The organism is Phormidesmis sp. 146-20, assembly GCF_052939475.1.
Genome location: NZ_JBJPHT010000095.1, coordinates 1 through 8799 on the forward strand (window position 1 = coordinate 1; position 8799 = coordinate 8799).

At 50.7% G+C, this 8799-nt stretch carries 8 protein-coding genes and 1 pseudogene; 5 read left to right on the forward strand and 4 right to left on the reverse strand.

The features are described from left to right. Positions 1 to 1482 (reverse strand): TIR domain-containing protein (locus ACKFKH_RS32970; RefSeq protein WP_446862627.1); only part of this gene is annotated, 1482 nt, incomplete at its 3' end. 538 nt (positions 1483 to 2020) lie between these two features. Here ACKFKH_RS32970 and ACKFKH_RS32975 point away from each other — a divergent pair. Next, positions 2021 to 2257: a hypothetical protein gene (locus ACKFKH_RS32975; RefSeq protein WP_446862628.1), complete on the forward strand. Its 237-nt coding sequence runs from the start codon at positions 2021 to 2023 to the stop codon at positions 2255 to 2257. A 361-nt stretch (positions 2258 to 2618) separates the two neighbouring features. Here ACKFKH_RS32975 and ACKFKH_RS32980 read toward each other — a convergent pair whose 3' ends face one another. Beyond that, the gene (locus ACKFKH_RS32980) at positions 2619 to 3035 is read right to left on the reverse strand and encodes a DUF1824 family protein (RefSeq protein WP_446862629.1); all 417 of its coding nucleotides are present in this window, start codon (positions 3033 to 3035) and stop codon (positions 2619 to 2621) included. A gap of 90 nt (positions 3036 to 3125) precedes the next feature. Between ACKFKH_RS32980 and ACKFKH_RS32985 the strand changes: the two genes are divergently transcribed. Further along, positions 3126 to 5456, forward strand: a complete 2331-nt coding sequence (locus ACKFKH_RS32985; RefSeq protein ID WP_446862630.1) for an ATP-dependent helicase — start codon at positions 3126 to 3128, stop codon at positions 5454 to 5456. A gap of 198 nt (positions 5457 to 5654) precedes the next feature. Here ACKFKH_RS32985 and ACKFKH_RS32990 read toward each other — a convergent pair whose 3' ends face one another. Then, the gene (locus tag ACKFKH_RS32990) at positions 5655 to 5879 is read right to left on the reverse strand and encodes a hypothetical protein (RefSeq protein WP_446862631.1); all 225 of its coding nucleotides are present in this window, start codon (positions 5877 to 5879) and stop codon (positions 5655 to 5657) included. Positions 5880 to 5908: 29 nt separating this feature from the next. Here ACKFKH_RS32990 and ACKFKH_RS32995 point away from each other — a divergent pair. Next, positions 5909 to 6151: pseudogene (locus ACKFKH_RS32995) on the forward strand (MFS transporter); the annotation flags it as partial. A 22-nt stretch (positions 6152 to 6173) separates the two neighbouring features. Here ACKFKH_RS32995 and gap read toward each other — a convergent pair. Then, complete coding sequence (gap, locus tag ACKFKH_RS33000; protein WP_446862632.1) at positions 6174 to 7199, reverse strand: type I glyceraldehyde-3-phosphate dehydrogenase; 1026 nt, start codon at positions 7197 to 7199, stop codon at positions 6174 to 6176. A gap of 152 nt (positions 7200 to 7351) precedes the next feature. Here gap and ACKFKH_RS33005 point away from each other — a divergent pair, with 152 nt between their 5' ends. After that, complete coding sequence (locus tag ACKFKH_RS33005) at positions 7352 to 7966, forward strand: cytochrome b/b6 domain-containing protein (protein ID WP_446862633.1); 615 nt, start codon at positions 7352 to 7354, stop codon at positions 7964 to 7966. 432 nt (positions 7967 to 8398) lie between these two features. After that, positions 8399 to 8749: a hypothetical protein gene (locus tag ACKFKH_RS33010; protein WP_446862634.1), complete on the forward strand. Its 351-nt coding sequence runs from the start codon at positions 8399 to 8401 to the stop codon at positions 8747 to 8749. Positions 8750 to 8799: the final 50 nt, after the last annotated feature.

The following is an 8799-nucleotide window of genomic DNA, read 5'->3' on the forward strand; positions in this document are numbered from 1 at the left end:
CGTTTTGCCATCCGGGCTGAAACTCACGCTCTTGACACTTCCACCGTGCCCTTTCAGGGTTTGCAACTCCCGTCCCTGCAAATCCCACAGCTTCACCGTCCTGTCATGACTGCCCGTCGCGATCGTTTTGCCATCCGGGCTGAAACTCACGCTCCAGACAATTCCACTGTGCCCTTTCAGGCGATTGCGTTCATTGATCTGATAGACCACTTGTTGTAGAGCCGCCTTCACCTGGATTGGCGTTCTTGCATCTACATCCTTTACATCCTTTTCCCACTGTTTCAGTTTGTGTCCTGCCTTCAAGCCCTCCGCCAGCGACTCCAGTCGTAGATCAGAAGCCAACAAATTGAGAGATGTGAGGCTTTGGGCACCCAGTTCGGCATTCTTGCGGCGCTTCTCTGCCAAATCAGTCGCCACCAGAGCATTTCGTTTCTGAGTCTCTGCACTATCCCGTTGCTGTTGCGCTTCCACCGTTTTCTGATCAGCCACCGCCTTTGCTTTCAGGGCCTCTTGCTGTCGCTGTTGGGCAACCTGTCGCTGCTGCGCTTCGCCCTGACGGGCCGTTTCTGCCCTCGCCAACGCCACTCTCGTTTCCCGTGTCCGTGCTTCCGCCGTTCTCTTGGCCGCTTCCGCCTGTTTCAAAGCGCCTTCCGCCCTTGCCTTTTCTGCCTGTGCAGTTTGGCTCTCTCGTTCTGCCCGTTGACTTTGCTTCTGCGCTTCCACCTTCTGCACCTCTGCCTCAAGGCTCTTCTCCTGCGCCTCCTGCTTTTGGGCCACGGCCTCCTGCTGCTGCTGAAACGCAAAGACCGCCGCCCCCGCCGCCACCAGCGCAAACGCCCCCACCCCCACCACAAACGCCCGTTGCCGCCTCGCCTCCACTCTCTGCCGCAGCGTCTCCGCCTGCCGACTCGCCTTAATATACTCCCCCTGAAGCTCCGTCACCTGCGGCTGCTTACTCGCCCCCTGCACCAGCCAGTCTTCTGCCCCCGCCAGATCCATCCCCCGCAGCAAAAAACTCTCATTGCGCTGCTTGCCCTCCCACTCCACCGCCCGCTCCGTCAAACGAGTATGCGATCGCACATACTCCAGATCCGTCTCGATCGCCTCCACCAAATCCGCAAAGCCGCGATCGAACTCATCCGTCTCCCGAAAAAACAGCCAATTGTACTTCGACAACATCGGATGGACGGCTGTCATATCAAACCCCTCCCGATGAACGATCGGCACCAATCGCTTATTGTGCTTAACCGCGTGGTCGATTTCTTTGCGGCAAATGTCTGATGCGATCGAATCAGGACTGATCACAAACACAAAGGTATTGGTGCCTTCGATGCCGCGCTCAATCTCCTGCCACCAGTCAGCCGTCAGCGGAATCGCCTGCCAATCGACCCAAATTTCTCGCTGCTCTGCCTTCAGCGCATCATGCAGCGTTTGCACAAAGGCCTTATCTTTCCGAGAGTAGGAGAGAAAAACGTCAGTCATGAGGCTAGAAGAAGTTTTTATCTAACCCACATAAAGTAGCAATCGAATCCCCTCACCCCTGGAATACTCAGCAATTCTTAGGAATCGCGAGCGCACCAGGGCGGCACGACTTCAGAGGATGATTGAAGAGTCTTCGTTCATGACATTCCCCCGATTGAGAGTTGAGCGATCGCCCCCCATCCAACCGTTCAGCCCCTCGCCCCAAAACTCCAGCAACCTCGCATCGTACAAAATCCCAGACGAAATGCTTGACGACCCTGGAGAATGTCGGTATGCTCTCTGATTAAGTTGCTTTATGGAGAGAAAGTAGCAGGTCGCTCGAAAATCTAGCCCAACGCCATCCAAAGCTGGTGAGACAACTCTGGATAGCTAACCCCCCACACTGTCGTAAGCAGTCTGAGTGGGCTAATGGAGATTTTAACACTCCACCTGGCCACCTCGATTTTGCGCTGCGGTTCTCGGAATATTCTCCCCTCCGAGTCGATCGGGATGGCCAGGTTTTTGGGTTTTCTTCAAATCCAAAACTACGGAGACAATCATGGTTGACAATTCTTTAGCAAATCCCGGCATAATTCCCGTTCCCGACCCCGATGAGTCTGACGGTAACTGGGAGCGTCTGTTAGTGCTGGTGATTGGGTCAAGCGAAGGAACGATCGAAACCATTCACAACCTCTATGCCAGAGGCTTTGCCGACGTGAGTGCGTGGAGTCCTTTGCTGCCAGCCCCCTACCCCCGCGAAGTGGTGAGCATTCTCTCTCGCCGCCGTCGAAAGTAGTGACCTATCCCAGTTTGCTACCTACCCGACTCTGATGACAAGCAATACAAAGCGGGCCGTCGAGTCCCTGGCTACTCGCTGCATCGGCTCGGCGGCCTGACACCTCCACGAGCTTAGTTTTAACGTCAGTTCGATGAGAGTGACTCGCTTCGTTTCGATCAGCTTCAGCCCCCTAAATCCCCCAAAATTGGGGGACTTTGACCCAGAGAAAGTTCCAGAGTTCAAAGAAATTATGCTGATTCAAAGTCCCTCAGAATGGGGGATTTAGGGGGCGAATCCCCTGGCAACGAAGCGAAAAAGTTTATCGAACTGACGTTAGTTTTACTTCCGCGTGAGGGCTGCTGAAAAAGCTCAAGTCTGATCAAGTCTGATCAAACAAATCGATCGGCAGATGTCCAAACGTCTCATTCACGTCGCCATCGTAAGCAGATTGGCAGGAGACTAACACGCCCCGATGAACTCCGGTGTAGGGTTCAGCGTGCGATCGTCCCGTTTTGGGATTGTATTTGATATAGACAACGCCATCCGTTACGCCGCTCACAGTGGGCATTTCTTCGTAATTTAAGGCAGTCAGGTAGCTAGAAAGCGTTTGTTTGCCCTGGTCAAAACTGTCGGCACAGATGCCAAAAATTTGATAGTCCGACTGATCGACCACCAGAAGTAGGGACGATCGGATCAGCGCATAATCCAACGGCGCGGCAGGGCTATCACTACAAATAAACTGCCTGAGAACCTTGAGCGCCTCTTCTTTCGTCAGCGGAGAATTTTGTAGAGACATGGCGAGACTGGGGGCGGTACGTGATCCATCCTCCGCTAGACTCGCTTCACCTGTCAAAATAACAACAGGATCTACTGCTTTTTCTTCACTATGCTTGCCGATCGCCCCAATACCCCAACCGGACGCGACCCTCTAATTCAACGATTGCGAACTGGATTGCGCCCTGGACAGCGTGAAATCGCCGATTGGCAAGGGGGGCGGTTGGCCGTTTCGGCAGTTCCGGGATCGGGCAAGTCTACCGGGATGGCTGTGGCGGCGGCGATCGCGATCGCTCGACATCAGCTTCATACTCGCCGTCAGTTGGTTGTGGTGACATTTACTCGATCGGCGGCCGCCCATATCAAAACCAAAATTCGACAGCATTTAAAGACGCTTTCTTTGCCCCAGGGCGGATTCGTCGTTCATACGTTGCACGGGCTGGCGTGGTCGATCGCTCGCAGCTACCCAGAGCTTTCGGGACTCAACCCAGACAGCGTTTTGGTCACGCCCAACCAGGGACATCGCTTGATTCGCACGAGTGTCGAACAGTGGATCGGCAACCATCCGCAGCTTTTTCAGCAGTTGCTCGAAGGCAGACAGTTTGATGGCGAAGAAACTGAGCGGTTGCGACGACAAGCCGTTCTCAGAACTGAAGTGTTACCTGCGCTGGCAGACACCGTGATTCGCGAAGCCAAAAGTTCGGGATTGATGCCTCAAGATTTGCGAGATCGTTCTTCTGACTATTATGTGATTTTAGAAATCGCGGCGGGACTTTATGAACAATATCAGTCACAGCTTCGCGCCAGAAATTTGATTGATTATGACGAAATGATTCTCGGTGCCCTGCGCGTGTTGGAAACTCCGACGGTGCGCGATCGCTGGCAGAGACAGGTCTTTGCGGTATTTGAAGACGAGGCACAAGATTCCAGCCCATTGCAGACTCGATTGTTAGAAATTCTCGCGGCTGATCCCGATCATCCTGAAATCTCAAGTCAGCAAAACTTAGTCAGAGTAGGCGATCCCAATCAGGCGATCAATTCCACCTTTACGCCAGCCGATCCGGTTTTCTTTCGTGAGTTTTGTCAGGAGTGCAGCGCTGAAGACCGATTGGCAGAAATGAATCAGGCTGGGCGCAGCAGTCAAGCGATCGTCGATGCAGCAAATTTTGTGTTGCAGTGGGTGAATGGAAGACACAAAGTCAGTGAGGAGAGAGGAGTGAGGAGTGAGGAAGCAGAAGAGAGAAGTCAGACTGCGCCTTTAGAATCTCCGTTTCGTCCTCAAAAGATTTATCCGGTGGCGTTTGATGATCCCCAATTGGATGCGAACCCGTTGCCGGAGGGGTTGGGGCTAGAACTCTACACGCCCGATGATGTGTATCAGACAGTGGAATGGATTGGACAGCGATCGCTCACTCTATTCACTCAAAATCCTGATGCTCAGGCGGCCGTTTTGGTGCGGACAAATGATCAGGGGCGGTTCGTTGCCAAAGAGCTTGAACGCTGGCATGGTGAAAATTTGAAGGTGTTTGATGTGGGACAGCGCGATCGCCAGTCTCATATTCCGGCTGAAATGCTGGCGTTGTTGCAGTTTCTCGATCGCCCCCATTCTCCAGACAATCTCAAAGCGGCGCTCACAGTTTTGGTTGGTCGTCGCCTGATCCCCAATCAAGATTTGAATGCGCTGGTCACCTTTCCTGAACAGTTTCTATACCCAGCACCGCTCGATCCACCTCAGACTCCGGTGGTCAAAGAAGCCAGTCGCTACTGTGTGAGCCTGCTACGAGCCAGATTAGAATTGCCAATCTATCAACTGATTTCGTTTTTGGCGTACACGCTGAGTTATGACCAGACCGAGTTGGCGACGGCGAATAAGCTATCCGATCGCATTCTCCAACAGACCAGCGAAAACGCTTTGAGTGCCATTCTTGAAGTCTTGAGTGAGATTGTCAGTTCAGAACGATTTGAGCCAGTCGAGGCAGAAGAGGACGATCGCTACGTGCGCGCCAGCCAACTTACGGTGATCACGATGCACAAAGCAAAAGGACTGGACTGGGATTACGTCTTCATTCCCTTTTTGCATGAGAACATGATCCCCGGCAGTTTGTATGTGCCGCCGCAAGCCAAGTTTATTGGCGACTTCACCCTTTCAGAAGTGGCCCGCGCTCAGATTCGAGCGATCGTTCATCAACAAGAAATTCCCGATGTTTTCACCGCCTGGGAACGCGCCGGACACCTCAAAACCGCCGAAGAATTTCGTCTTCTCTATGTGGCGATGACACGAGCCAAACGCCTGCTGTGGATGTCAGCCGCCAAACAAGCCCCCTTTGCCTGGAGCAAACCAGAGAACCTGAGCGATCGTCCTCCCTGCCCAGTGATGCCTGCCCTCAAAGCAAAGTTTCCATTAGCCGCGATCGATGATCCTGACAATGACGTTGAATTTTAGAGATCTGCAACACAGCAGCAGTCATAAAGTAATCAGTAATACCAATTTGATGTAAAGCTGTATAGAAAACAGTCGCCTGAAACCCTTGTTGATCAAGAAACCATTCTGTGCAGGCTCATAGAGAATTGGTATAAGAGATGTTTTTAGCAGAAATAATGAGATCAATAAGTTCTTTTCTAGTGTCCCAAATCAAGTCTCTCATTCATCACTCAACAGATCGGCGCGCAAATCTGTGAGACTTCCTCGCTTTGCAGTTCCTTGCTTCACGGCTGCCAGTGTTTGAGCGGCATTCTGTGCAATTTCGCCTCGACGCTGTTCGATTCGTCTTCTTTGAATCAAATCAATCAGCAAATCCTGATCTTCTAAAGAGAGAGACTCCACATACTCAATTGCAGTCTGAAGTGAGATCGATGAATTTGACATAACTCCAGGAAACAGATTCTGTTTGGCATTCTTTACTCTCACAACTCGCCCCCCCATCGCTTCGAGGAATTTACACCGGAATCAGCGCTCAATGTTGGGCGATCGGCTACTTTATTGGGCCAATTCTCGGCGGTTGGGCATTAGATCAGACCAGCGAAGTCACCCGAACTTTCTGGCTATTTCTAGGATTAAGCGGCGCGATCGGACTCCTAATTCTCTGGCGTTTGTCCAACGAAAAGGGAACGATCGCCCCAACCCAAGAAGCAACCTAGCCCCCTCCTCCCTCCTCCCTTCTTAAAGAATCCCTTCCTTCTTGGCCATCGCCACCATCAGATCGATCACCCGCTTCGAGTAGCCCCACTCATTGTCATACCAGGAGACGACCTTGAAGAAGTTTGAATTTAACTCAATGCCCGCCCCCGCATCAAAAATACTGGAGTGGGGATCGCCCTGAAAATCAGTCGAAACCACTTCCTCATCGGTGTAGCCCAAAATATCCTTGAGGTCGCCTTCTGAAGCCGCCTTCATCGCCGCACAAATTTCTTGATAGCTCGTCGCCTTCTCCGTTTTGAAGGTCAGATCAACGACAGAAACATCCGGAGTCGGGACGCGAAACGCCATACCCGTCAGCTTTCCCTTGAGTTCTGGAAGTACCAGAGTGACTGCTTTTGCGGCTCCCGTCGAGGCAGGAATAATATTTTGAGCGGCTCCCCGTCCGCCTCGCCAATCTTTTTTGCTGGGCCCATCGACCGTAGGCTGCGTTGCTGTCATCGCGTGAACCGTCGTCATCAGCCCTTCTGTCAGACCAAAATTGTCGTTGATCACCTTAGCCACCGGGGCCAAACAATTCGTCGTACAGCTTGCATTCGAGACGATCGTATCTTTCTCAGGATCAAACTGGTCATGATTGACCCCCATCAACAGGGTTTTGACGCGATCGGGTTCCTTGGTGGGCGCAGAAATGATCACTCGTTTTGCCCCCGCCTTGAGGTGATTAGACGCGCCTTCAAAGTCGGTAAATAAGCCTGTAGACTCGACCACATAATCAGCACCATCCTTGCCCCAGGGGAGATCTGCGGGATTGCGAATGGCTGTACAGGAGATGAATTTTCCATTCACGACAATGCCATCTTCTTTGGCTTCGACGGTGCCATCAAACGTGCCGTGAGTCGAGTCATACTTGAGCAGATAAGCCAAATTGTCTGGGGGAACCAGGTCATTGATGCCGACAAATTGAATGTTGGGATGATCAATTCCCGCCCGAAATACGAGCCGACCAATGCGACCAAACCCATTGATGCCTACTTTGACGATCGTCATGATGCAGTCCTCAAACAGCGCAGATTGCAAACAAGTTACCGTATTTCTCAAAGGAAGCGGAATGCCGTAATCTTTTCATCAACTTAAGAAACGCGAAAGACTGATCTGAACCGTTATGCAAAACTGGGATTGCAGTTAAAGAGGAACTGACGATGACACAGCAGCCCCTTGCAGGCAACTCAAAGAAAGCGCCCTATCAACCTTCACTATTGCGCCTACTTCATGGCATTAACGCCCTAATCGCTTTGTCGGCCCTAATTACCGGATTTTGGGTTTACAACATCTTCGACGGTCGGTTCGGCAAATTGCCCCTGCCGCGAGTCAACGACATTATCGGCATTCATGGCACCTTTGGCAGAATATTCTGGTTGTTTACGCCGCTCTTTATTCTCTACAGTGTTGTGATTGGCTATCGTCGCCTGATCCAAAAAGATTCTCTAGTCAAACTCAAACAGGTCAACACGCCAATCTGGTGGTACACGCTACATCGCATCACCAATACAATCATGATTCTCGCGTCACTGTTTGCAGTCGGCACGGGGCTAATGATGCAAGAATCGTGGCTACCATCGGGAGAACTAGACCACGTTGCGTATCTGCTGCATTTAGTTGCTTGGGCAACGCTGCTCGGCTGTTTGATTCTGCATTTGGTGATGAGCGTCAAAGTCGGCGGAATTCCATTACTGTGGTCGATCGCCAACTTCAAGTATCGCCCCGGAGACAGCCCTAAGCTGTGGCTACAAAAAATCCGCGATCGCCGAGAATAAAAGTTACCGTTTTGGCAGAATACTGAGTTGGCTGCTAATCGCTCATCGGTTTGTTAGCCTACTGGGTTACCTGTAAGGCAGTACTTCAGGTGTGCTTGCAAATGTTCCATGCTACACAGCACTGGATCTAGACTGTCGAAGTTACGTGGTTAAGGATGGCGATGGAATTTCACAAATCCAATTAGCCATAGACACTTGCTTTTGCGGGTATTTAATTGGTGAGGACATAATTAATACTGGTATAGTCTTTGATTTCTTAATCAAAGCTAGATAAACCTTTTTACCCTTCGTCACACCTTCAAGCATGAGCAGTCAAGTCTTTCATTTTCCACCTGATTTTCTAAATCTGCTTGTAGATACTATCCCAAGGCTCTGCAAAAGTAAAAAAGATGTTCTAATTTTTTCTCTAGTGCTGGAGTTCATCAGAGATTTTTGGCAGACCTGAGTGAAAAGCTTCAGAAGGATGCAAGCAGCATCAATAAATACGACATCACTCGAACCGTATTGGTAAGAATTAATGATGCTGGTGATGTTGCGCTTCGTGAAAGAAGAGAAATTGTAAAAAGAGTCACTGAGTTTAATGATTTCTCTAGATGTTGGGCTAACGATCAAATAGAGGCGATGGGGTTGGTAGCTAAAGCTAGAGAATTCGTGAATGTTAAGGATTCTTTCACAAGATTACAGCAGAATTATGAATCTCAACTTGAGCAGGAGAAAAAGAAACGACAACTAGAGGAAGAAGCTAGACTTGAAAAACTCAGACAAAAGCGACAAAAGCGGTAAGGGATATGCAATTAAATAAAGTACCAGTTACGTTGGGCAGATTGTAATGT

What these genes read in the sequence shown, in the direction of transcription:
- ACKFKH_RS32990 (WP_446862631.1), bottom strand. Translation starts at nt 5,879, where the DNA reads ATGTCAAATTCATCGATCTCACTTCAGACTGCAATTGAGTATGTGGAG.
- ACKFKH_RS32975 (WP_446862628.1), top strand. Translation starts at nt 2,021, where the DNA reads ATGGTTGACAATTCTTTAGCAAATCCCGGCATAATTCCCGTTCCCGAC.
- gap (WP_446862632.1), bottom strand. Translation starts at nt 7,199, where the DNA reads ATGACGATCGTCAAAGTAGGCATCAATGGGTTTGGTCGCATTGGTCGG.
- ACKFKH_RS33005 (WP_446862633.1), top strand. Translation starts at nt 7,352, where the DNA reads ATGACACAGCAGCCCCTTGCAGGCAACTCAAAGAAAGCGCCCTATCAA.
- ACKFKH_RS32985 (WP_446862630.1), top strand. Translation starts at nt 3,126, where the DNA reads ATGCTTGCCGATCGCCCCAATACCCCAACCGGACGCGACCCTCTAATT.
- ACKFKH_RS32980 (WP_446862629.1), bottom strand. Translation starts at nt 3,035, where the DNA reads ATGTCTCTACAAAATTCTCCGCTGACGAAAGAAGAGGCGCTCAAGGTT.